We start from the raw sequence: 26,297 nt of genomic DNA on the forward strand, positions 1-26,297 counted from the left end.
TACATTTTAAATACCTTGAGCAGGCATTATAATATCATTCTTTGCCCAAAACAATCCTACATGCATACATCAATACGACAGCATAAGCAATCCAAGGAACGATGAAAGACATAACCATAGAAGAAGTGATATCTGCCACATAGCCCATCAGTAAAGGACCCACGACGCCTCCCACTGGCGACATCATCAAGTAAGAAGAGGCACGTTTAGTATGGCCTCCCAACCCTCTTAAAGAAAGAGCAAATATAGTAGGAAACATAATAGCCTCAAAAGCATAACCACACAGCAAAGCAATCAATGAAATAATGCCTAAGTCACATAAGATTAAAGTCGTTGTCAAAACGGTTCCTATAGAACAATAGAGTAACATTCTCTCTGCAGAGATACGTTGCATTATCCAGCTGCCAATAAAACGCCCAGCCATAAATAAGCTTAGTCCCCCGAAAGAAAGAATCAAAGATGCGCGCCGTGCATTCATCCATCCTTGCTCTACTACATAATTGATAAAAAAGCTATTGATTGAAATTTCACTTACCTCATAGGCAAAAAGGGCAATCAGTCCGAAAATAAATAATTTATGCGACCAAAGCCCAACACGATGCCCTTGAGAATCAACTTCTGTCTGGTGCTCGATTTCAGGCAACCTTACACGCATAAAAACAATGGCAACCAACAATACAACCACTCCCATACATGCATATGGTAAAGCTACGTTTCCTGTAGGTTGAGAATCATCTGAGAAAAGTAAAAGTCCCGTCAGAATAGGAGCACAAATACACCCCAATCCATTGAAAGACTGAGCGAAATTCAAACGGCTAGCAGCAGTTTCCTTTGCACCTAGTTCAGTAACATATGGATTGGCAGCAGTTTCTAAAAAAGTAAGTCCACACCCTATTACAAAAAGTGCAAATAAAAATGCATTGAATGAAACGTAATATTGCCCTGGAATAAACAGAAATGCTCCTAGTCCATATAACAACAAACCAAAGACAACTCCTTTTCTATATCCAAAACGATTAATAAAGAGACCCGCAGGAATTGCCATGATAAAATATCCCATATACATCGTTACCTGAATAAAGGCTGAATGGGTTTTAGTTATATTCAAAACTTCCTGAAAATGTTTATTCAACACATCCAGAATGGCATGCGCAAATCCCCACAAAAAGAATAATGAAGTAACCAATATAAAAGGAAGAGTATATTGTTTACTTACCAATGAAATGCGTTTTGTTTCCATATTTTTCAATTATTATTACTATATCATTTCAGTAGACAGCAAAGCTTCGGCAATCCGTATATCCTCAGGGTGTGTCAATTTGATATTTCTTCGCTCTCCTTCTGCTATATATAAAGGAAAGCGCTTCAGTTCTGCCATCAGAGTATATAAAGATTGTGCACAAATAGATTTTTGTTCTGCTTCCTGGTAAGCTATCTCCAAATCTCTTAAAACAAAAGTATGAGGAGTCTGCGCCTTATACATTTGTTCACGAGGAAAACAACGATACGAAGAAACTCCATCTTCAGTATACATAACAGCTTCGTTGTCCCGGACAGCAGTAATTGCATTTCCATACAATTCACATATCCGGATATTCTCAGAAATAATCTTTGCCGATAGCAAAGGCCGTACAGCCTCATGAACTAATACAATATCATCCCTTGTGTAATAATGAGAAAGTCCTTTTATACCATTACCGATAGAAATATGGCTATTGCTACCACCAGAAAAGATATGCTGCAATTTAGTTATATGAAAATCATGTTTCACCCGTTCTACATATTCTTCCCATCCAGAAAGACACACAACAGCAATCACATCTATTTCAGGATGATTTTCAAAAGCTTTTAATGTATGTGCTATGACAGGCATACCTTGCAACAATAAAAACTGTTTTGGAGTTTCCATATGCATTCGCCCTCCATATCCCCCAGCCAGAACCAAAGCGATACGGTGCCTTTTTATAATACTTTCCATATCTTTATTTATAAGCTTCTAATTCTATCTCCTTACAGAGTTTCTCATGCCTGCTACGCATATAAAAGAAGATTACATTCATTACAGTTACTTCGAAAACCATATACAACCATGGTTCTTTTATTAATACTGATATAAATAAGACACCTGCACGCATATCAAATGTCAAGATATTAGTATATTTCATCAAAGGCTTACTTCCTACCCTAAAGTGTTGACGGAGTTCTGTTGGAATTTGATTTCCATATTTCTTTTTTAGTGTAAGTAATAAATGCTGGCATGAAGGCGACATTTTCTCCTGACTATGTGTATAACGAGCATAAAAAAATAAATAGATCTTTTCAAACCAGTCTTTACTCCATTTCAAGGCCTTCATTTTACGATATTGTTCTTCTGAAGAATCCAACTCACATTTATCAGCTCCTTTTTGAAAAAACATATGTACATTACGATAATAGTCGGCCAAAGCACACTGTTTACTATGACAAATAAATCCGGCAAAGGCTGACAACAGCCAAATCCATATACCCCAAGATGGCGTAAGCCGTAAACTGATAAAGAAATAAATTGAGAAAAACCATACATCTCCGGCAAATCCGTCAAGGATACGTCCCAAAAGACTTTTCTTTCCCGTCATACGAGCAAGTTGCCCATCTGCACAATCATACCAATTTGCCCATATCAGTAAAAAAATCCCCCACAGAGTATGAGATAAATCATCATAATAAAACATATACCCCGACAAGGCCCCTAATATGATAGAAACGATTGTCACTACATTAGGATGTATATGTAATTGCTTAAAAAACAATGCCCACAAATAGCCGCAAGAACGAGTTACATATATTTCAAAAAAACCTTCTGTATCTTCCGACTTTAATGTAGACTTTATACCTTGTACCAAAGAACTAAACCACATGATTTATTTAAGCTTCTAAATACGTTTACTTTTCAGACTATTCTTATTACCAAATTTCATTAATCCGATACCTAAAATTATCCAGACCAATTCACGAAGCCGCATTATCAGCCCCATATACACACCGTAAGCATATGGCATTGACAATCCACCTACAGCCAAAGCAAAACCGCCCTCCCGACCTCCTAACTGCATCGGTAAAAAGAACAAAGCATTAGCAAACAAAGAGGTAAAAGCCAATATTAGAATACAATCCCAATAGCTAATCGTATCTGTAAAAATCGATAATATAAAATAAATCTCAGCACATGATAAAACCCGCGCAAAAAACTCAGCTCCCAAAGATGTATAAAAAGTTACACGATGTTTGCTATGTAATTCCGCTATCTGATCATCAATTCGTTGAAGTGTTTCTTGCTTCTTTTCAGCAAAATTTATAGCCCAACGCTTCAAAAAAAACACCCTTTGCAACAATCGGATACAACGCATCGCCAACCCCTGCCGATAACCTTTCATAAAGAAATAAACTCCCATTAAACAAAAGATGCCGGAAAATGCCAAAAACAATGACAGACTCCATTGAAGGTGATGAAAGTATAAAACGAGATAGAGAAGGATAGAGAAAAGCCAAAAACAAAAGTGAGAAAAAATATGCATCATTACATATAATATCACACTAGAGGTGGCTTTTTCTACTCCAACATAAGGAGCTAACTCCATAATGCGATAAGGTTCCCCCCCCATCAGCCCAACGGGAGTAGTTGCATTCAACGCAAAGCCCGTTACCGTATATTTATATACACGCCAATAAGGTATTTTATCACCTCTAAAACCATCGTGTATAATGATATACCAGGCTCCAGCATTAAGCAAATAAATTAAAACCCATAAAAAGATAACCACCGGAAAACAAAGACCTGCTTTCCGGAGGCTATCTGTCAGTTCTGCATAGGACACGTCAAACGTAAGAAGCATGACGGCTATGGCAACTATGCCAAAAAGCAGAAACAGATTCCTATATTTGCTCTTCATCTACCGTATCCAGTTTCAGTTTATCGCTATCGTCACGCTTTTCATAATATTGCTTGCGCAACGGATGTGCACTGATTTCTTTTTCTATACAACGATTACGGAAAACATCCAGCGCTACATATATTGCTTGACGGAATGAATCCTCTGAAGCAACTCCCTGACCCGCAATATCATAGGCTGTTCCATGAGCAGGAGAAGTACGCACAACAGGAAGACCCGCTGTAAAATTGACCCCCTCATCCATAGCCAAAGCCTTAAACGGAGCCAGGCCTTGATCGTGATACATTGCTAAAATACCATCAAAATAGCGATAGTTTCCAGAACCCATAAAACCGTCTGCCGGATAAGGGCCAAAACACTGTACACCACGTTTTATCATTTCTTCCATCGCTGGAATGATAACCGTTTGCTCTTCACTTCCAATCAGTCCACAGTCACCAGCATGAGGATTCAGTGAAAAGACTGCTATACGAGGATTGTCAATGCCGAAATCCTGTTTTAAGGAACGATGGAAAATAGTCATTTTTTCCATGATTAATTCCTGAGTCAAATCTTTTGAAATCTCGCTGACAGGCACATGTCCAGTAACCAAAGCTACTCTGAAATCATCTTTTAATAAAATCATCAGAGCCTTCTGTCCATTTCCTACACGTTCTTCTATATATTCAGTATGACCGGGAAAATGAAAATTCTCCGACTGTATCGTGTGTTTGTTGATTGGAGCTGTTACCAATACATCAAACAATCCTTCACGATATTCCTTCAAAGACATTTCCAGTGCAGCTAATGCAGCACGTCCTGCTTCCTGAGTAGGCTTAGCTAATTCCACCTTCAGTTCATCTTCGGTACAATTTACAATATTGACACGTCCTTCCTGAGCTTCGGATGCAGAATTGATAATACTAAAGTTTGTCTGAATATCCATCGCTTTACGATGGTATGCAGCAACTTTAGGCGATCCGTAAATTACTGGAGTACACAAATCCAACATAGTGGGATCAGAAAAGGCTTTCAGTATTACTTCATACCCTACTCCATTTATATCTCCGTGGGTGATTCCCACAATTATCTTACGTTCTTCCATGCTTCTTATTTATTGCTTGTTTGTTCAGCTTTATGTTCTACTTTTTCTTCGGTTAACGTACTATCAACCGGCAGTTCTGAAACAGCCTGTTCTGAAGGTAACTTCAATGTATACAATGCTGCATTCAACCGACGGATCTGATCTCGTTTCAATTTACCCGGATTATAGACAAACCCTTCTACAACTACTACACGAGCATTTGCACGGTCAACTCTCATATGCGATACAAACGGGCCACCCATTGCATCATTTTTCATTTCCCATAGTCCACGGGCCTCAAAAGCATAATCTCCCTTTACTGCTATATTTCTAACTTCAACAAATGCAGAATCAGCAGTTTCCATATACATACCTTCACGCTCTCCCGGGATATTCACTTTCATTACAGAATCACGTTTGTGTATGAAGTATGCTTTGGTGAAAGTATTTTCATCTCTGAACGGGAAAGTATACATCACAAAATTCATATCATTAAGGTTGGTAGAAGACCAAAAGAAATCTTTACCTTCTTTATATGATTCCATTTCAACAGGCATCCAGATATCACAGTCGAAAAGACTTCCTACCTTAGCAGAAATAGCCTGATTATGTTTTTTCTCTAATGTCTTTATCTCACGGTTCATTTCTGCCCGAGTAAAGAAATCGATAATCACATTTCCATTTTGAGAAACATAGTTTGCAAATTCTTCCTGATTTGGGGCCTGAATGACCATAATCATCTGAGGTGAAGCATATACATCACGCGAGTATTTGAACTTTACCTGAGTATACAGCTGCGGATTGATGTCTACCATAATTATATTACGGAACAGACGCATTGTCCGGTCATAATACGCAGTTCGCACTCTTGAGATACGGAAAGAGCGTTCCGGCTGAGGCAATCCTGGAACATCCGTGTCCAACACATGAAAAAGAGCACTATCCGGACTCATCCAACAGTCATCATCGGCAACAACCAAAATTTCATAAGGACGACCACTGGAAGCCGGAGTTATCAGACTTTTTCCTTCCCCTTTACAAGAAGCTAATGCTAGCACAACAAGTGCCAAACTCAGATAAAAGGCTAAACGCTTCATATTTTTTTCTTTTAGTTAGTTTCTTTATTTTTTTCAGCTTGCCGTTTCGCCGTAGACAGCATGCCACAAGCAGCAAAAATATCCTCTCCTCTCGATGCGCGAATTGTTGCAAAAACTCCATGCTGTGTCAAATAATCACGGAACGCAAGCATAGACTCCATATCCGTACCTTCCAAATCTACATTTGGGATAGCATGGAAACGTATCAAATTGATACGGCAATCCAACCCTCGTAAAAGCTTTATCAATTCTTTAGCATACAGCATACTGTCATTTACTCCCTTGAAAACGATGTATTCAAAAGACAAACGACGCTGTTTGCTAAAATCATAGTGCCTGAGAATATCAATAATTTCAGTAATAGAAAATGCTTTCTCGGCAGGCATCAGTTCTCTTCGCTGTGCAGGGAACGGAGAATGCAGGCTCACAGCCAAATGACAGTCACTTTCTTCCAAGAAACGCTCTAAGCCTTTACGCAAACCTACAGTAGAAACAGTTATACGTTTCGGACTCCAAGCATATCCATAATCAGCTGTAAGAATTTCAAGTGAACGTAATACCGCATCCAGATTATCAAATGGTTCTCCCATTCCCATAAAAACGATATTCGTAAGCTTATCACGTTCCGGAATAGAATAAATCTGATTCAGTATTTGAGTAGGTGTCAAACTATTCGTATATCCCTGCTTGCCTGTCATGCAAAACTTACAATTCATTTTACATCCTACCTGCGAGGAAACACATAATGTAGCACGGTCTTCGTCAGGAATATACACAGATTCAATGTAATCACCTTCAGGAGTACAAAACAAATATTTTACAGTCCCGTCTACAGAACGCATCTCATGAATCGGAGCGGTAACCCCTATCTCATAGTTTTCTTTCAGCCTTTCACGATTTTTCAGCGATAAGTTTGTCATATCATCTATTGAAAAGACTTTCTTATCGTATAACCATGCAACAATTTGTTTTGCCGTAAATCCAGGCATACCCAAACCATGCACAATACCTTGTATTTCGCTCAGTGTTTTCCCCAACAAGGGAATTTTTACATCAGCCATTCTTTCTTTGTTTTTGCACACGTTCTACAAATAATCTGTACAAAAGGATTCTCCATTCTATACAATTAGCGTACAAAGTTAGACAAAAATAAGATATATTCTCTATCTTTGCCACTATAAATGTATTAAATATGAATAAAACAATCACATGTTTCATTCCATACGGAAGTGAAAATCAAATTAATAAAACAATAAGACACCTACAGGAATGTTCTACAGTAGACAGGATATTCTTACTGCCAACATCTCCTGTTCCCAATTTGAGCTTACCCGATAAATGCTATATATTGCCGTCCTCAGCTCCCGAATCTGTTGAAAGATACAAGCAAGTTGCTCTTTATGCAAATACTCCTTTTACCCTTATCTGCACACAGGTACAAGATTTGGAATTTGGCTACATGGCATTAGAACGTATGTGCGACTACCTTTCAGCACCTCAATGCAGTATGGTATATGCAGACCATTACAAAACTATAAAAGGAGAACGGACACCTCATCCGGTTATCGACTACCAACTTGGAAGTGTGCGGGATGATTTTGACTTCGGCTCCTTACTCATGTTCCGTACCGATTATCTTAAAAGAGCAATCAACGAAATTGAGGCTGAAAAAGAGTACCAACATTCCGCATTATATGCTTTGCGATTAGCTCTTTCAAGATACGGAGAACTTACACACATACGAGAGTTTCTTTATACAGAAACCGAGATAGACTTACGAAAGTCAGGTGAAAAACAGTTTGATTATGTAGACCCGCGTAACCGTCAGGTACAAATCGAACGTGAAGAGGTTTTTACCCGGCATCTAAAAAAAATCGGAGCTTATCTTAAACCCAGCATGATGACAGTTGATTTAAAAGAAGGAGAATTCTCTCATGAAGCATCAATAATCATTCCGGTGCGCAACCGTGCACGCACAATAAACGATGCCATACGTTCTGTCTTAGAACAGGAAACTAGCTTTCCTTTCAATCTGATTATCATAGACAATCATTCTACCGACGGAACCAGTGAAATCATAGAACAATATAAAAATGACAATAGAGTTATACACCTGATTCCCGAACGAACCGATTTAGGTATTGGTGGATGCTGGAATCTAGGTATTAACCACCCACAGTGCGGTCGTTTTGCTATACAGCTAGACAGCGATGATTTGTACAGCAGTCCGCATACCCTACAAACCATCGTTGACAAGTTCTACAAGGAACAATGTGCAATGGTTATTGGTTCATACCGCATGACCGACTTTACGCTGCAAGCCTTGCCTCCCGGAGTAATCGACCATAAAGAATGGACAGATGAGAACGGACATAATAATGCGTTACGCATCAATGGATTAGGAGCTCCCCGAGCATTCTTCACCCCATTACTGAGGAAAATTCGTGTACCAAACACCAGTTACGGAGAAGACTACGCTCTAGGACTTGCATTTTCACGCCAATATCGCATTGGACGTATCTATGATGTTCTTTATCTATGCCGTCGTTGGGAAGGAAACTCTGATGCAGCCTTAAGCATCGAAAAAATAAATCAGAACAATAATTATAAAGACAGTCTCCGTACACTGGAAATTAAGTTGCGTCAAGCAATGAATAAAAAAAGACAAGCAGGGGACCTCTTTATCGAAAACCAATTAGCAAAATGGCAGACAGCACGCACTAACCACGAAGCACTCAATCAAATAGAAACGCGTCGGTTCGAGTTAGCAGGAAATACGATAACTGTACAATTCAATCCAGCACGTGCTGTTTCTACATGCGCAAAAGTCGATAAATCATCTATAGAAGCACGAAAATGCTTTCTTTGTCCGGAAAACAAGCCCAACGAACAAGATGAAATAATCATTTCATTAGACGAACCGTTCAGCTTACGGATCAATCCATACCCGATACTTCCCGGACACCTTACCATTTCCAGTTTAAAACATCAGGATCAGGTATTGGCAGATAAAACGATACGTCAGCTTCCAGGAAAACTGATCAGCTGGCTGGAAGAATATTTTGCATCCGGTTATGTCCTATTTTACAATGGGGCTAAATGTGGAGCCTCAGCTCCGGATCATTTCCATTTTCAGGCAGTAAAACAAAGCGATGTGCCGGTCATCCAGCAATGGGAAAGACTCATGGAAACAGCTGTCAGAGAAAAAGAAATAAAAACAGAAAACGGTAACACTTATTCTTCTTTCCAAATAACCAGTTACATCTGTCCGATCCAAGTATTTATCTGTAATCATTCAGCAGATATATTACCTGAAATGATTAACCAATACTTAGAATCACTTCCTTTGCACGAGGGAGAAAGCGAACCCAGATACAATTTATTTGCATGGCAGGACAAACAAAGAGGGTTCACGATGGCTTATTTTCCACGAGAAGAACATCGCCCGGCCTGCTATACAGCAACAAGAGGAGAGCAACTGTTAGTCAGCCCTGGAGCACTTGACATGGCAGGTTTATTAGTAACTCCGCGTAAAGAGGATTTTGATAGAATAACCGAATCAGATATTACAAAGATATACAAAGAAGTAGCATACCATAATTAAACACATAGAGCATAATGAAAGAACCAGAAATAAGTGTGGGTATCGTCAATGCCCAAGAGATACATTTTACCCTTAATTCTCATTTCCTGGCAAAAGGTGAAACTGTAACCGGTAACCAAGTCGTATCTTTTAGTGAAGGAGGAATCCTATGGAATGGCAATGTATATCGAGAACTTACATTCACTCCTGTAGAAGATGAAGCCTCTTTCTCCTTATACGACGTAACGATTGGCATCAATTTCCATTGGGAGCGTCAGGAAACGCAGCATTTCAACGGAACTTTGAAGTTGGTTGTAGATGAAGGAAAAATCACAGCTATCAATATTTTACCGGCAGAAGATTACCTGATAAGTGTGATTTCTTCTGAGATGAATGCTACATCCTCTCCCGAGTTTTTAAAAGCTCATGCTGTAATTTCAAGAAGTTGGCTATTGGCGCAAATTGAAAAACGCAAAGCAATGAGCAAACACGATAACGGTTTTTTCTCCTTTATAAAGACTGACACTGAATACATCCGCTGGTACGACCGCGAAGATCATACTATTTTTGATGTCTGTGCAGACGATCATTGCCAGCGTTACCAAGGCATTACGAAGGCATCCAATAAGAATGTTGTAGAAGCGGTCAAAGCAACTCAAGGCCAAGTATTAATGTACAAAAACTGTATTTGTGATGCACGTTTCTCTAAATGCTGTGGAGGAGTCAGTGAGGTTTTCGATACCTGCTGGGAAGAGAAAAACTACCCTTATCTCAGTGCTATACGTGATACAAAAGAGGAGAGAAGTTTTCCTGACTTGACTCAAGAAAGTGAAGCTGAGAAATGGATTAAAAGTACCCCTGACAGTTTTTGCTACACTCATGATAAAAATATCATTTCACAGATACTTAACAACTACGATCAGGAAACAACCAATTTCTATCGCTGGAAAGTTCGCTATACTCAGGAAGAGCTTGCAGAACTGATTCGCAGCAATACAAAGAACGATTATGGAAAGATTGTCGATCTCATTCCCGTTGAACGAGGAAAATCAGGACGTATCTGCAAGCTGAAAATAGTAGGTACAGAAAAGACACTTATCATAGGCAAAGAACTGGAAATACGCCGTACACTCTCTCCTACTCACTTATTCAGTTCTGCATTTATCGTAGAAAAAGGAGAAACGGATGCCGAAGGAATACCTGCATGGTTCGAACTTACTGGTGCCGGATGGGGACATGGTGTAGGCCTTTGCCAAATCGGTGCAGCCGTCATGGGTGAGCAGGGCTATAATTACAACGAAATTTTGCTTCATTACTATAAAGGGGCAGATATAAGAAAACTGTATTAATATTTTCAATATGAAAAAACAATCTCCCTGGTCGTGGGTTCCAACGCTTTACTTTGCTGAGGGATTACCTTATATAGCAGTCATGACTCTGTCGCTTGTCATGTATAAGCGCATGGGAATTTCAAATACAGAAGTAGCTCTTTATACGAGTTGGCTGAACCTGCCATGGGTCATCAAACCATTATGGAGCCCGTTTGTCGATTTGCTCCGTACCAAACGCTGGTGGGTAACTCTCATGCAGCTATTTATCGGAGCAGGTCTTGCAGGTATTGCCTTTACTATACCTACCGAACATTTTTTCCAGACTACACTTGCCATATTCTGGCTCATGGCTTTTAGTTCCGCAACTCATGATATTGCAGCAGACGGATTTTACATGCTCGGCTTAACGACTCATGAACAGGCTTTGTTTGTCGGAATCAGAAGCACTTTTTACCGTATAGCAACCATTGCCGGACAAGGTTTGTTGGTCATGATAGCCGGATATCTGGAAAAAACAACCGGAAGCATTCCCTACTCATGGAGCATCACGTTCCTCATCATGGCAGGAATATTTCTTGCGCTATGGCTCTATCATGCCTTTATTTTGCCACGTCCTGCAAATGACAAGGCAGCAGTAGAAACATCAGCCTCTGGACTACTTAAAGAGTTTTTGCTGACATTCCGCTCGTTTTTCCGAAAAGAGCAGGCTGGTATTGCTATATTATTCATGCTTCTGTACCGGTTACCGGAAGCACAACTGACTAAGATGAGCATTCCTTTCCTGCTTGATCCGGTTTCTGAAGGCGGATTAGGCATGACGACCGAACAAATAGGATTTACACAAGGTACAGTCGGCATTATCGGACTGATGTTAGGAGGTATATTGGGAGGTATGGCAGTCGCACGGCACGGACTGAAACAATGGCTATGGTATATGGTATGGGCTATCTCACTGCCCGACATTGTATATGTATTTTTAAGCTACTTCCCCGAAACGAATCCCTTATGGATAAACATATGCATCTTTATTGAGCAGTTTGGCTATGGATTCGGTTTCACTGCTTACATGCTTTACCTCATTTATTTTTCCCGAGGGACTCACAGTACCGCACATTATGCCATTTGTACAGCTTTCATGGCACTGGGAATGATGCTTCCAGGCATGATAGCCGGATGGATGCAGGAGCTTCTGGGATACCAGCACTTCTTCCTCTGGATCATGGTATGCTGTGCCGCAACCTTTGGTGTAACAGCTCTACTGAAAATAGATCCTGAATTTGGGAAAAAACAGACCGAATAAACGACTTCAATACACACCGACAAATGAGAAAAAACGTCACCGGAAATTATCGAATTTCCGGTGACGTTTTTTCTCATTCATGGTGACAAATACATACCATGTACTTATAAAGTCATCAATTCTTCTTTTCCAGCTCCCGCAGGTTTTCCATTTTCTTAGTCTCCAAGAATTCATAGATGCCACACAAGTGTTCTTTCACACGCTGATTACCGAACTCGTATACCTTGGTAACCAATCCGTCAAGGAAGTCACGGTCGTGCGAAACAACAATCAGTGTTCCATCAAAATCCATCAGAGCCTGTTTCAGAATATCTTTTGTCTTCATGTCAAGATGGTTAGTCGGCTCGTCCAGAATAAGCAGGTTAACCGGCTCCAGCAGCAATTTAATCATAGCCAGACGCGTACGTTCTCCTCCTGAAAGTACCTTTACTTTCTTCATCGACTCTTCCGGCCCGCCAAACATAAACGCTCCCAGCAAGTCGCGTATCTTGTTTCGGATTTCCCCTTTTGCCACATCATCGATAGTCTGGAAGACAGTCAGGTTTTCATCCAGCAACGATGCCTGATTCTGAGCGAAGTAACCAATCTGCACATTGTGTCCCAATGTAAGTGTTCCCTCGTGCTCTATCTCTCCCATAATACATTTCACAAGCGTAGACTTACCTTCTCCATTCTTTCCCACAAAAGCAACTTTATCGCCACGTTCTATGGTAAGATTTGCATTATGGAACACCACATGATCACCATAAGTTTTGCCTACTCCTTCCATAATAACCGGATAACTTCCGCTTCGGGGTGAAGGAGGGAATTTGAGTCGGAGTGCCGAAGTATCTTCTTCATCAACTTCAATAAGTTCCAGTTTCTCCAGCATCTTTACGCGACTCTGTACCTGAAGTGTCTTACTGTATGTTCCTTTGAAACGCTCAATAAAGTCTTTCGTTTCCTGAATCATCTTCTGCTGTTCTTCGTATTGCTTCATCTGCTGTTCACGACGTTCCTTACGCAATACAAGATACTGCGAATAGTTTACCTTATAGTCGTAAATACGTCCCATCGTCACTTCAATGGTACGTGTAGTAATATTGTCGACAAACTTACGGTCGTGACTGATAACCACCACAGCCTTGGCACTGTTAATCAGAAATTCTTCCAACCAGCCGATAGATTCAATATCCAGGTGATTAGTCGGCTCGTCCAGCAATAATACATCCGGGTTCTGCAACAGCAGTTTGGCCAGTTCGATACGCATGCGCCATCCTCCACTGAAATCACTGGTAGGACGGTTAAAATCCTCACGCATGAAACCCAGTCCGAGCAAAGCCTTCTCTACGTCCTCTTCAAAGTGAGTCATATCGATGGCATAAAACTTCTCGCTCATTGCCGCAACCTTTTCTATCAGCTCCATATACGAATCGCTTTCGTAATCGGTACGGGTAGCCAGCTCGTTGTTCATGCGTTCTATCTCTTCTTCCATTTCACGAAGATGAGCAAAAGCCTGCGATGCTTCCTCGAACACCGTACGTCCATCCTCCGTCATCAGATGCTGAGGCAGATAAGCAACTACGCAGTCTTTAGGAGCCGTCACCTTTCCACGGGTAGGCTGACGTACCCCTGCCAATATTTTCAATAAGGTTGATTTCCCTGCTCCGTTCTTTCCCATCAGGGCGATACGGTCTTTTTCATTAATCTGAAAACTAATGTCACTAAATAAGGTGGTTCCGCCAAATTCGACGGTAAGTCCATCTACTGAAATCATAAAATATTACGTATTAGTATATAAAATTATATCATCTATCTCAAAAGCCGAAACTGCCCGACCGGATTTTTCAATTGTCCGAGGGCCAGTCCCTTTAAAGAAACCATTTTCACTGACAACAGGTTTTCCGCTACAATGCTTTCCGGCGCACAATTACCCCAGACTGACTATTTCCTGTAAAATCCGGACTGCTGAATTCACATCAGTAATATCTTTCACAATCATGCTGCGGCGTCCGTTCTGTTCACGCAGGTTGCATACTCTCGGATACTTTGCCATATAGTCGATTATCTTTCCAAAAGCAGCACTCTGATAATACGGACTGTCCGGATTGCTTACAAAATAAAGAATCATCTTGCCACCTTTCAGTACAGCTTTTTCCACTCCCAAACGTTTTGCCAGGCGACGAAGAGGCACAATACGAATCAACTCTTCTCCTTCAGGCGGAATCTTTCCAAATCGGTCAATCAGACGTTCCTTGAAAGCCTCCACATCACGGTCGAGTTCCAGTTTGTCCAGTTCACGATAAAGCAACATTCGTTCACTGCTGCTCGGAATATATTCGTTAGGGAACAATAATTCCAAATCGCTTTCTACGGTACATTCGTCCACAAAATCTTCGCCACTGATTTTTTCTTCTCCTGCTTTTATCTCGTCGGCATAAAGTTCTGCAAACTCATCATTCTTCAATTCGGTTACAGCTTCCGACAGAATCTTCTGATAGGTTTCATATCCCAAGTCTGCTATAAAACCACTTTGTTCAGCTCCCAGCATATTACCAGCACCACGAATATCCAAATCCTGCATGGCAATGTGTATACCGCTTCCCAAATCGCTAAAGTTTTCGATGGCTTGAAGACGGCGTTTGGCTTCGGGGGTAAGCGATGACAACGGAGGAGCCAGCAAATAACAGAAAGCTTTTTTGTTGCTTCGTCCTACACGTCCGCGCATCTGGTGCAAGTCACTCAACCCAAAGTTCTGTGCCTGATTAATGATAATCGTATTGGCGTTCGGAATATCAATTCCACTTTCGATGATAGTAGTTGCAAGCAACACATCATAATCATAGTTTACAAAACCGAAGATTATCTTTTCCAGCTCTTCAGGCTGCATCTGTCCATGTCCGATACATACACGGCAATCAGGAATATTGCGCACAATCATTGCTTTTAGTTCCATCAGGTTCTGAATGCGGTTGTTCACAAAAAATACCTGTCCGTTCCGGCTCATCTCGAAGTTTATCGCTTCCGTTATTATCTCTTCGTTAAACGTATGCACCTCCGTCTGTATCGGATAGCGGTTGGGCGGCGGTGTCTGTATAACCGACAGATCACGAGCCCCCATCAACGAAAACTGCAGTGTACGCGGAATGGGTGTTGCTGTCATGGTCAGTGTATCTACATTGACCTTTATCTGACGCAATTTTTCTTTTACACTTACTCCAAACTTTTGTTCTTCATCGATAATCAGCAAACCCAGATCATGGAACTTTACACTTTTACCGATAATCTTATGCGTACCTATCAAAATATTGACAGTACCAGCTTCCAGCTCCTTCAGAATACGGGATGTATCTTTAGCTGTACGGGCACGGCTCAGATATTCTACCTTACAAGGCATCCCTTCCAGACGTTTACAGAAAGTCTGGTAGTGCTGATAAGCCAATACAGTAGTAGGAACAAGCACAGCAACCTGCTTATTGTCGGCCACGGCTTTAAAAGCGGCACGTATGGCAACTTCTGTTTTTCCGAAGCCCACATCACCACACACAAGGCGATCCATCGGACGATCGCTCTCCATATCGGCTTTTACTTCCTGAGTAGCTTTCAACTGGTCGGGAGTGTCCTCATAGATAAAGCTTGCCTCCAGTTCATGCTGCATAAAACTGTCCGGACTATATTTAAACCCTTTTTCCTGCTTACGCTGTGAATAAAGTTTAATCAAATCACGGGCAATATCCTTAATCTTAGTCTTGGTACGTTCCTTGATCTTTTCCCATGCTCCCGTACCCAATTTACTGATACGAGGCTGTTCACCTTCTTTGCCCTTATATTTGGAAATCTTATGCAGAGAATGAATAGAAACAAATACCACATCATCGTTCTGATAAACCAGCTTAATAACTTCCTGCGTTGTATTCCCGTTCGGGATACGCACAAGTCCGGCAAACTTTCCGATTCCATGATCAATATGCACCACATAATCACCCGGTTCGAACATGTTAAGCTCTTTCAAAGAAAGTGCAACCTTACCACTTCTTGCCTTATCACTGCGCAGATTATATTTATGAAAACGGTCGAATATCTGATGATCGGTAAAAATACAGCAATGCAACGTGTGATCGACAAATCCTTCATGCAAAGTACGGTCTACAGCTGTAAAATCTATTTTATCACCACGCTCACGAAAGATATCTGCCAGTCGGTCCGTCTGTTTTACACTGTCAGAACATATATAAATGGAATATCCCCGCTGTAAATAATCTGTCAATGAACTTGCTACCAAATCGAAATTCTTATGGAAAATAGGCTGTACAGACGTATTGAACTTCAGTGTAGCCTGAGGTGTCCCCGTTGCCTTGTGTCCGAAATCAATCCGCCGGAACTCCAGTGATTCTACCGTAAACTCAGCACCGTCTATCAGCTTCCGCTCCAGGTTCATCAACTCAGTCTGCTCTCCCTCATATGCGGTCAGTGCCTGAGGCGAGAGAGCCTCATCATGAATTATCTGGATACGTTCGCGTACCCACAATAAATCTTTTACCCATAAAACAGTTTCACGTGGAATAAAGCTCAGGAAACTGATATCGCCATCCATAGCCTGTGCCAGTTCCGGAACAATACTTACCGAATCTTTTTTCTCACGCGACAACTGGCTTTCTACCTCAAAGGTACGTATACTATCTATCTCATCACCGAAAAAGTCTACTCGGTAAGGATATTCAGAAGCGAAAGAATAGACGTCGATGATACTACCGCGTGTAGCGAACTGTCCCGGTTCATATACATAGTCAACATGCTCGAAGCCATAATCCGAAAGTGTTTTGGTAATTTCATCCGTATCAATGTGCTGTCCGACAGTCAGCTTCAGTGTTCTGTCACTCAGTATATTCGGTGAAACGACCTTCTCGGCAAGCGCATCGGGATAAGTTACAACTGTTACTGGTTCATTCTTTTCCAGCCTGCTCAACACTTCAGTACGGAGTATTTCATTGGCTGCATCTTTTTGACCGTATTTAATAGCCCTGCGATAAGATGAAGGGAAAAATAAAATCTGTTCATCACCGTTCACCTGCACCATATCATGATAAAAATATCCGGCTTCCTCCTGATCATTCAAGACAAAAAGATATACGCCCGGTACCGACTTGATAAAGCAGGAAGCAAACAACGATGCGCACGAAGCATGTGTTCCCTCTAAAAATACAGTACGGATATCATTATTTTTTAAAGTATTCGCCAATCCTTCCAAGGCCGGATGACGAGTATAACGCGATTGAAGTTCTGTTATTCCCATTGTTATCATCAATAGTATAGTCACATCTTCCTGACCTCGCCGGCAGAAGATTACTCATATAATAAACAATGCAAAATTATAAAATAATTTCAGTACAGAAGAATATAAACCCGAGCTTGAAGAAAAACAAAAGCTTTTTTAGATTTTCAAAATAAGAAATTTTATCCATAAAAACGGAAAGAATGAATAACTTTGCAGAAAAACCAATATCTTAACAACAAAAAGATAAATAAAGGAAATGACAAGGTTTAAGAAAATAGTAGCGGTAGACGAAACGCTGCTTAATGAAGAAGCCCTACAACAGCTGCAAAAGCTGGGAGAAGAAGTAGTGGTATATCATGATTTTCCACAAGACGAACATATCGTAACCGAGCGTATCGGTGATGCCGACTGCCTGTTAGTATCATTCCGTACACCTATCAGAAAAAGTGTACTCGATGCCTGCCGCAATATACAATACATAGGCATGTGCTGCACACTCTATAACCCGGAAAGCTGTAACGTGGATGTTATAGAAGCCCAACGAAGAGGAATTACCGTGCTCGGAGTAAAAGATTATGGCGACGAAGGAGTTGTAGAGTATGTAATAAGCGAACTGGTACGATTATTACACGGATTTGGAGGCATACGCTGGCGTAAGGAAAGTACTGAACTGACCAGACGGAAGATAGGAATCATCGGAATGGGTAAAACCGGACGAATGGTTGCCGATGCGCTGAAGTTTTTCGGAGCAGAAGTCAGCTACTTCAGCCGCCACAGAAAAGCAGATGCAGACAACGCCGGATTTGTGTACATGCCACTCGATGAACTGTTGGATAAAAATGAAATAATCTGCACATGTATTCCTCGTAACAATTATCTGCTGGGAAAAAGAGAATTTTCCATTTTAGGCAATAACAAAATTGTAGTGAATACTTCAGTAGGACCGACATTCGATGTTGCTGCCATGAAAGATTGGCTGAATGAGTCACCCGACAATTATTATCTTTGTGACGCGACAGGAATGGGCAACGTATACGAAGAACTGAAATCATGCAGTAATCTTTTATATACGCCCTATATTTCAGGAAAGTCCATACAAAGTGTCGAAAGACTTTCACAAAAAGCTTTGGCCAACATAGAGTCTTACCTTACGGCATCAGCCAATAATAAATAATACTTTAATATTATTCGACCAATCAACTATATGTACAACGACATCATTGAATTTCTTGATAACAAACGGCTTAAAGAAGCTCTTGTACAACTTACAGCTTTGGCGCATGAAGCAGACAACTGGCAATTAAGTTCTGAAATAGAAAGTTTGCAGACTACTTACAGTTATATGCTGCAATATGCGGCACAGGGTATGGAAGATCCGGAACGCAACAAATTATACCATCAGTTACTCCGTACAGCATACGAACTTGCCGACCGCACCGAAGCCACACGTAAATATCGTACTGGAACAGGATATATGCATGGAAAATATTACAGTTTTCAGCAAATTCCACCACATTCTTATCAGGAAATCTGTCTCAGTCTTGAAGCTTTCAGCGAAAATCTGGGAATGGCTCAGATAACAGTCATGGACGAAGAACGGCGTAGTGAAACAGTTAACAAGCTATATATCGAGCATGAAAAGTATGTTACTGAGTTATTCGATATAATATGGATTTCTACACATTGGACAGATGAAGACTTGTCGGGTACAAATTCCATATTGGAATCACTGCTCGTTCCTGCCAACGATGTAGCTGTAATGATAAGTGCAGTCACTTTAAGCCTGATACAAGTATTCGACAGCCGGAAGTTCCAATTCCTTATTAAGGCATATCAGACACACAGCGAAACAATAGTTGTCCAACGTGCTTTGATTGGAATTGCTCTGACAGCCTATTATCAAGAAAAAAGGTTAAAGCTATATCCGGATCTGCAAGCAGCCTTATCATTACTAAGCGACTCTACCCCGATCATTAAGGAACTGAACAAACTTCAGACCCTCCTGCTCCTTTCCCGTGAAACGGAAAAGATAGAAAAGAAACTGCGTGAAGAAATTATACCCAACATGAAGATTTCTCCGGAAATGCTGAACCAAAATCAGAAAATCATTGATCTGGAGGATTTGGAAGACAAGAATCCTGAATGGGAGAAAGAGATGAAACGTGTCGAAGAAAGTATACGCGAACTGGGAGAGTTACAGCTGGAAGGAGCAGATACCTACCTGAGTGCCTTTGCCCAACTGAAATCGTATCCGTTTTTCCGTCAGGCAGCACACTGGTTTTATCCATTCGACCGCCAGCATCCCGACATTGTGAAACTATTCACCAATCACAAGTCTACAGAAGGCAAATCGCTTATAAATCTGCTTATGGAATCAACCATGTTCTGCAATTCGGATAAATATTCTTTCTGTCTTGCTTTAAAGGATATTCCCAAACAGCAATTAGAGATGTTTACGGCAGAAGCTACCGAACAAAACCAAATACTGAAAGAAGGAAGCGAACAATTTGCAGAAACAATAAAAGGAGAAAAAAAGCCAAGCAATATCAGCCGTCAGTACATACACGACCTGTACCGCTTCTTCAAGTTATGGATGTATCGCAGTGAAATGCACGATATCTTTACAGACGATTTGTCACTCTGGAAATGTGAAGCTCTGAAACCGTTGATGCATACTCCGGAAAACCTGAAACAAATAGCCGACTATTTATTTTCTAAAGACTATTTTCAGGAAGCATGCACGATATATTATGACGAATTATGCAACAAGGGAAAAGGCGATGCCGACTCCTGGCAAAAGGCCGGATTCTGCCTTCAGAAAATGAAAAAATACACCGAAGCATTGCAGGCTTACGCTCAGGCAGATTTATTGAAACCTGAACATATATGGACGTTAAAGCAAATGGCACAATGCCATAAGAAATTACATCATTATCAAGAAGCACTCGACTGTCTGTACAAAGTAGAAACAATGCAACCCGACAACTTGAATTTGCTTCTGCAAATAGGACAATGTCTTGCCAGCCTGCACATGTACGACAAAGCTTTGTCTTATTTCTTCAAAGTGGAATATATGGAAACTGCTCCGGCAAATGCACAAAGAGCCATCGGATGGTGTTATTTCATGACAGGAAAATATGCTGAAGCTGCCCGTTTCTTCGATAAACTGCAACAGGCTGACGAAGTGCTGACTTCCGACTGGCTGAATGCCGGACACGTATATCTGGCACAAAACAATATACCCAAAGCACTGGAATGCTACAGACAGGCAGAAAATCATTGCCAAAGTCACGATGAATTCATACAGCTTTACTTAGCAGACAAGGAAGCCTTGCTGCAACAAGGCATATCAGAAGAAAATATTTATCTGGTTCCAGATATGCTCTAACACAAAAATCCCCTTCTTCAGTTTTGCTCAATACATGGAAAACCGAGGAAGGGGATTTTGTATCGTAATATTCAGAATCAGATAGTCATTTTAAGAATCTTACCACCCCATTCCGGTAAGTCAACAGCAACAGGCTTATCACTTGCGAATGAGATCGTTTCGGCTTTTCCCGACAACAGATCCGTTGCCTGAACTGTTTTATATTCCGGTATCTGCAAATATTCGAAAGCATGATAAGGAATGTTCACAGACAGATGGACGGGCATATTGTCGAAATTCACCAAAACCAGCAATACTTCATTTTCATACTTACGGATAAATACATACTGACGGTGCTCATTCATCAGCCAGTTTCCTTTATTCGCATACATCAGATCGAAAAATGCTCCATGTGATATAGCCTTTTCCTCACGGCATAAATTCAGGACATGCTGATAAAAACTGCGAAGCTCCTTTTCCTTATCATTCAGTAAATGCAAATTATAACGTCCGTGATTACTCCACCGGCGGATAGTATCCACACTCCAGTAATCAAAAATAGTAGTTCGTCCGTCACGGCCACTGAATCCTTCGCTATCCATTCCTCTTTCTCCCAGTTCCTGACCAAAATAAATCATCATAGGATTGGTGTTCATACAAGCCGAAACCAGCAAAGCAGGAAGAGCCTTACGTGCATCGCCTGCAAAGAAATCGGAAGCAATACGCTGTTCATCGTGATTTTCCAGGAAGTTCAGCATGTGCGGCTGTATATCGTCCACACTCTGCCAGCAATTTGTAATGGCAGTAGCCGATCCATATCCACAAGTTACGGCACGAAGGGTATCATACAGTCCCACCTTATCGTAAAGATAATCAAAATGCCCGTTGAATATATAATTACGGTATTCGTTCGGATTATAAACCTCAGCGATAAATATAAGTTCCGGATGCTGTTCTTTCACCTGAGGAATAGCCCATCCCCAAAATTCACAGGGAACCATCTCTGCCATATCGCAACGGAAACCGTCTATACCCTTTGCTGCCCAGAACAGCAGGATATCTCTCATCTTATACCAGGTATCGGGAACAGGAGAAAAATGGTTGCCGGTGTTTCCCATGTAATCGACTCCATAATTCAGTTTTACTGTTTCATACCAGTCGTTTTTGTTCGGATAAGCGTCGAAGCGGTTGTTTCCCGTAGCTTTAGCCGGCTGTTCTTCGTACATACCAGCCTGTTCATCATAAAAATCAATTTCTCCGCCTAAACTAGTTCCGGGGATATAATAAAAATTATTGTTTACATCGAAAGCTTTCGAGCTATCATCATCTTCTCCCAAATCCTTCACTCCGTCCGGCTTGGCATACGAATGATACTGACGTGCCACATGGTTTGGCACAAAATCAATTATCACTTTCAATCCATTGTCGTGCGAACGTTTTACCAGCAGTTCAAACTCTTCCATACGGCGGTTTACATCAACAGCCAAATCAGGGTCTATATCATAATAATCGCGGATAGCGTATGGAGAACCTGCCTTACCCTTTATAACAGCAGGATGGTTGCGAGGTATATTGTAAGCTGAATAGTCTGTCTGAGAAGCATGGGCAATAACCCCTGTATACCAAATATGTGTTGCCCCAAGCTTTTTTATCTCATTCAAAGCCTGGTTTGTAAATCCGGCCATCTTACCACATCCGTTTTCCTGCAGGCTGCCATTGTAGGCATTGCGTACCTCTTCATTACCAAACAGGCGGGTAAATACCTGATAAATAATTATTTTCTCACTTTGCTCCATATCATTATTGTATTTTGTCTTCATTTCATATCACCTGAATGAAAAATATCTTTCCTTTTCGTCTTCTTCCAGTCCTTCCAACACTTTTGAAGCTGCAAAATATCCGGCACTGAAAATCTCCTCTGCTTTTTCCAGCTCATAGTTCGAATATGATCCCAAGCCATCGGGAGCTATAACCAGATCAGCCTTTTCCAGTTCGGTAAACGTATTCGCCTGAAACATGAAATGATAAGCCCGAAGAGCAATAGCTGCCAAGTTCTTACTATATTCATCGGCTACCAGCTTGTAGACATTCAGTGCCAAAACCTTATCGCACATATCACGTATCGGTGTCACTGGTACATTCATGAATACTCCCCCGTCGACATAATATGTTCCCCCGATCTTGACCGGAGCAAAAAGTACGGGAATACAACACGAAGCAGCTACCCGACGCGCTATTTCCCCACGTGTAAAATGTACACACTGTCCATGGTCGAAATCGGTAGCTGTCACTACTACTGGTATTTCCAGATCTTCCAGATTACGTGTCCGCAAATTGCTTCTCATAAAATCGATAAAGTAGTCCATCTGAAACAAACTGTCTTTACCGAAACGTATCTTGGCAAGCTCTGTAAACGAACGGTCGGAAAACATCTCCATTATTTCAAACGGCTGTCTGCCATCGGCTATGAATACGCTTACAATAGCTCCCGCACTGGTTCCCGAAAGAATATCAGGGCGAATGTTATGCTCGAACAATGCCTGCAACATTCCCAAATGGGCTATGCCTCTGATAAATCCTCCGCTCAAGGCGAATCCGATATGATATTTTCCGTCTGCCATATATTCAGGTGTAAATAAAATCTTTATTATTTAATGACACGATAATAATCCTGCTTGCGTGGCTTAGGCTGTGCCGGTTCTTCTGCCGGATATCCCAGTGCCAGAGCGCCTATACCTACCAGACCTTCGGGCAGTCCCCACGACTTCATCAGTTCTTTGCCTTCGGAAGTAGAAAACATTTCCCGTTCACGATGAATCCAGCAGCTTCCTAATCCGATAGCATGAGCAGCGAGCATCATGTTTTCCAATACACAACTTCCATCCTGGATAGGATTGTTTGCATCAGCAGGAACAAGTACCAACACATAAGTAGGTGCATCGTAATACGGATTCGAGGTTACTCCCATCACATGAGCGTTCATGCTTGCCAACTGTTTACGCAGCTCTTCGTTCTGTACTGCCACAATATAAGGCGACTGCATGCCTCGTGAAGTAGGAGCATATGTTCCGGCTTCGAGCACTGCCTTCAGTTCTTCATCGGTTATCTGTTCTTTTTTATATTTACGGCAGCTGCGCCGTGTTTTGATAATCTGTAAAAAATCTGTTTCCATAACTTGCTAATAATTGTATAGGTATTATTAAGTTGAAGTCAAAAATACGTATTTTATTCCGATTGACGGATAAATAAATATTTTTTTATTGCAACAGATACAAAAAGAACGTGATATAAATCAGAAAACATGCTGAAATCTTTCCTAAAAATTCAGCATGTTTTTGACAAAAATTGTACAATAAATTCTCATTTTCGTACAAAAAAACAGGTAAATATGCAGGCGTTTCACTAGAAACATGTACATCTTTCATTATCAATAAGTTATCACCAAATTAAAGTTCAGACGAATAGTACAGCATCCATACAATACAGCATAAAAAAACTCCTTTTCTGCAATATCCAGCAGAAAAGGAGTGTGATTCATCTAACAGAAATAACTTTTATCAATTATTTTCCGGACGCAACTTACGGACAGTTACAGCAGTCTGCCACATTTCGCTTTCGCGCAACTGACGAAGTTCTTCATTCAGTTTTTCACGATAATCCGGCTGAGAATTTGAATCGATAGAACGCTGTGCTTCGTGTCCTTCAGCAACCGATTTGTACAGTTTTTCGAATACCGGTTTAGTTGCATCGTGGAACGGAGTCATCCAGTCCAAAGCACCGCGCTGAGCAGTAGTAGAACAGTTGGCATACATCCAGTCCATACCTTTGGCAGCAAACAACGGCATCAATGACTGAGTAAGCTCCTCAACTGTTTCATTGAATGCTTCAGATGGGCTGTGTCCGTGTTCACGCAATGTTTCATACTGTGCCAGCAACAGACCTTGGATTGCACCCATCAATGTACCACGTTCACCGGTCAAGTCAGAAGTAGCTTCACGCTGGAAAGTTGTTTCGAACAAATAACCAGAGCCAATACCAATACCCAATGCAATAGTACGTTCGTAAGCCTTGCCTGTTGCATCCTGATAAATTGCATATGATGAGTTCAAGCCACGACCTTCGAGGAACATAGTACGCAAAGATGTACCAGAACCTTTAGGAGCGACCATGATAACATCGATATCTTTTGGAGGAACTACACCGGTACGATCGTTCCAGGTAATAGCAAATCCGTGAGAGAAATACAATGCTTTTCCAGCAGTAAGATGCGGTTTGATAGTAGGCCATACAGAGATTACGGCTGCATCCGAAAGCAAGCACATGATAACAGTAGCTTTCTGGCATGCTTCTTCGATGCTGAACAGAGTTTCTCCCGGAACCCATCCGTCGGCAACAGCTTTATCGTATGTTTTTCCCTGACGCTGTCCTACGATGACATTGAAACCATTGTCACGCAAATTCAGTGACTGTCCAGGTCCCTGCACACCATAACCGATGACAGCTATCGTTTCATTTTTCATTACCTCACGTGCTTTTTCCAAAGGAAACTCATCGCGGATTACTACATTTTCTGTAACACCGCCAAAATTCATTTGTGCCATAATTACAATCTTTTTATTAAAAATCAATTAAATATCACTTTACTTCGAACAACAACTTCAGCGTCGTTCTTTTTTATTTCTATATCAAATTCGTTTTCGTTTATCTGCTCCCGATAGAAACTCAGCTTATCGCCATAATAACTTTCGGCTACATAAGCTACTTCGAAACGGCGAAGTGATTTTTCACGGAACATTTCGAGCGGGAACAAGTTGAGTGAATGCTCGATATATTTAATACTGTTTACATGCCCGTTGAGATCGATATCACCATATTTTACCTGATATTCAAAACAAGGAGTCTGTTCCGTAATCTTCACACGGCCGGCCTTGTCAATAGGACACTCTTTCTTGCAGATGTAATCTGTAATCTTGCCTCCATGCAGAGCAAGCAAGTCGGCAGGCTTACGGGTTTCCATGCTGATCATCGCCCAAATAGAACGTGCATATCCTATTGGTTTACCTTCCTGGTTCAGAATGGCAAAATTACGGTCGGTAAACAGACGGTATACATTTTCCACCCATGTCTGAATGCTGAACTTTTCGTAAGCACGGGGCATTTCCTCCATTTCTACCGCCAGACGAGAAAGCACCCATGTATAATGGTTTTCATTCAATGTAGCAATACCGAATCCGCGTTCTGCCGCATGAAATCCGGCACAGTTCAGCAAATGATTACCTAAAACACCCATTGTAAGCTTTTCGGTAAAATCTACATGAAAGGGTTCTGCAACGAACTGATAAGTACTAACTTTATTATCCTCACTCATCATAA

The 26,297-nt window shown here is 41.1% G+C and carries 19 protein-coding genes; 5 read left to right on the forward strand and 14 right to left on the reverse strand.

The genetic code is table 11. The features are described 5' to 3' along the window. Positions 1-34: 34 nt before the first annotated feature. From ACDG22_RS12930 to rlmN, 7 genes are read right to left on the reverse strand one after another with little or no spacing between them, the layout of a single operon-like run. Positions 35-1,240, reverse strand: a complete 1,206-nt coding sequence (locus ACDG22_RS12930; RefSeq protein WP_270230420.1) for a sugar MFS transporter — start codon at positions 1,238-1,240, stop codon at positions 35-37. Between the two features lie 18 nt (positions 1,241-1,258). Continuing rightward, a complete protein-coding gene (locus ACDG22_RS12935; RefSeq protein ID WP_007567691.1) occupies positions 1,259-1,978 on the reverse strand; it encodes an IspD/TarI family cytidylyltransferase in 720 nt (239 codons plus the stop codon). A gap of 4 nt (positions 1,979-1,982) precedes the next feature. Continuing rightward, positions 1,983-2,897, reverse strand: a complete 915-nt coding sequence (locus tag ACDG22_RS12940; protein ID WP_007567694.1) for a CDP-alcohol phosphatidyltransferase family protein — start codon at positions 2,895-2,897, stop codon at positions 1,983-1,985. 15 nt (positions 2,898-2,912) lie between these two features. Then, positions 2,913-3,929, reverse strand: a complete 1,017-nt coding sequence (locus ACDG22_RS12945) for a lysylphosphatidylglycerol synthase transmembrane domain-containing protein (RefSeq protein WP_007567696.1) — start codon at positions 3,927-3,929, stop codon at positions 2,913-2,915. Further along, positions 3,913-5,013 (reverse strand): 4-hydroxythreonine-4-phosphate dehydrogenase PdxA, encoded by a 1,101-nt coding sequence (gene pdxA, locus ACDG22_RS12950; RefSeq protein WP_007567698.1) that lies wholly within the window; start codon positions 5,011-5,013, stop codon positions 3,913-3,915. The genes ACDG22_RS12945 and pdxA overlap by 17 nt, the downstream gene beginning before the upstream one ends. A 5-nt stretch (positions 5,014-5,018) precedes the next feature. Further along, on the reverse strand, positions 5,019-6,089 hold the full coding sequence (locus tag ACDG22_RS12955; RefSeq protein ID WP_270230419.1) for a DUF4837 family protein: 1,071 nt from the start codon (positions 6,087-6,089) through the stop codon (positions 5,019-5,021). Positions 6,090-6,100: 11 nt separating this feature from the next. Then, positions 6,101-7,150 carry a 23S rRNA (adenine(2503)-C(2))-methyltransferase RlmN gene (rlmN, locus tag ACDG22_RS12960; RefSeq protein WP_270212696.1) on the reverse strand — a complete coding sequence of 350 codons (1,050 nt, stop codon included), beginning with the start codon at positions 7,148-7,150 and terminating at the stop codon, positions 6,101-6,103. Between the two features lie 131 nt (positions 7,151-7,281). Between rlmN and ACDG22_RS12965 the strand changes: the two genes are divergently transcribed. From ACDG22_RS12965 to ACDG22_RS12975, 3 genes are read left to right on the forward strand one after another with little or no spacing between them, the layout of a single operon-like run. Beyond that, on the forward strand, positions 7,282-9,693 hold the full coding sequence (locus tag ACDG22_RS12965; protein ID WP_270230418.1) for a DUF4922 domain-containing protein: 2,412 nt from the start codon (positions 7,282-7,284) through the stop codon (positions 9,691-9,693). Positions 9,694-9,707: 14 nt separating this feature from the next. Further along, a complete protein-coding gene (locus tag ACDG22_RS12970) occupies positions 9,708-11,021 on the forward strand; it encodes a SpoIID/LytB domain-containing protein (RefSeq protein ID WP_007567706.1) in 1,314 nt (437 codons plus the stop codon). Positions 11,022-11,031: 10 nt separating this feature from the next. Next, a complete protein-coding gene (locus ACDG22_RS12975; protein WP_270230417.1) occupies positions 11,032-12,303 on the forward strand; it encodes an MFS transporter in 1,272 nt (423 codons plus the stop codon). Positions 12,304-12,418: 115 nt separating this feature from the next. On the opposite strand, the gene ACDG22_RS12980 is transcribed toward ACDG22_RS12975, so the two are convergent. Continuing rightward, positions 12,419-14,059: an ABC-F family ATP-binding cassette domain-containing protein gene (locus ACDG22_RS12980; RefSeq protein WP_270230416.1), complete on the reverse strand. Its 1,641-nt coding sequence runs from the start codon at positions 14,057-14,059 to the stop codon at positions 12,419-12,421. A gap of 153 nt (positions 14,060-14,212) precedes the next feature. Next, complete coding sequence (gene mfd / locus ACDG22_RS12985; protein ID WP_270230426.1) at positions 14,213-17,575, reverse strand: transcription-repair coupling factor; 3,363 nt, start codon at positions 17,573-17,575, stop codon at positions 14,213-14,215. A 238-nt stretch (positions 17,576-17,813) separates the two neighbouring features. Between mfd and ACDG22_RS12990 the strand changes: the two genes are divergently transcribed. Next, positions 17,814-18,731: an NAD(P)-dependent oxidoreductase gene (locus ACDG22_RS12990; protein WP_270230415.1), complete on the forward strand. Its 918-nt coding sequence runs from the start codon at positions 17,814-17,816 to the stop codon at positions 18,729-18,731. 30 nt (positions 18,732-18,761) lie between these two features. Next, positions 18,762-20,945 carry a tetratricopeptide repeat protein gene (locus ACDG22_RS12995; protein ID WP_270230414.1) on the forward strand — a complete coding sequence of 728 codons (2,184 nt, stop codon included), beginning with the start codon at positions 18,762-18,764 and terminating at the stop codon, positions 20,943-20,945. 77 nt (positions 20,946-21,022) lie between these two features. Here the strand turns inward: ACDG22_RS12995 and ACDG22_RS13000 are convergent, their stop codons facing one another. From ACDG22_RS13000 to ACDG22_RS13020, 5 genes are all read right to left on the reverse strand, one after another. Next, positions 21,023-22,720, reverse strand: a complete 1,698-nt coding sequence (locus tag ACDG22_RS13000; protein ID WP_270230425.1) for an alpha-amylase family glycosyl hydrolase — start codon at positions 22,718-22,720, stop codon at positions 21,023-21,025. 30 nt (positions 22,721-22,750) lie between these two features. Further along, positions 22,751-23,545 (reverse strand): patatin-like phospholipase family protein, encoded by a 795-nt coding sequence (locus ACDG22_RS13005; RefSeq protein WP_118483127.1) that lies wholly within the window; start codon positions 23,543-23,545, stop codon positions 22,751-22,753. Between the two features lie 26 nt (positions 23,546-23,571). Next, entirely contained in the window at positions 23,572-24,096 is a 525-nt protein-coding gene (locus ACDG22_RS13010; protein ID WP_007567721.1) for a nitroreductase family protein, read from the reverse strand. A gap of 385 nt (positions 24,097-24,481) precedes the next feature. Beyond that, positions 24,482-25,525: a ketol-acid reductoisomerase gene (gene ilvC, locus ACDG22_RS13015; RefSeq protein WP_040311906.1), complete on the reverse strand. Its 1,044-nt coding sequence runs from the start codon at positions 25,523-25,525 to the stop codon at positions 24,482-24,484. A 23-nt stretch (positions 25,526-25,548) separates the two neighbouring features. After that, positions 25,549-26,292, reverse strand: coding sequence for an acyl-[acyl-carrier-protein] thioesterase (locus ACDG22_RS13020; protein ID WP_204482953.1), 744 nt, complete (start codon positions 26,290-26,292; stop codon positions 25,549-25,551). Between the last annotated feature and the right edge of the window lie 5 nt (positions 26,293-26,297).

The organism is Phocaeicola coprocola (assembly GCF_041333015.1).
In the GTDB taxonomy this organism is placed as follows: Bacteria; Bacteroidota; Bacteroidia; order Bacteroidales; family Bacteroidaceae; genus Phocaeicola; species Phocaeicola coprocola.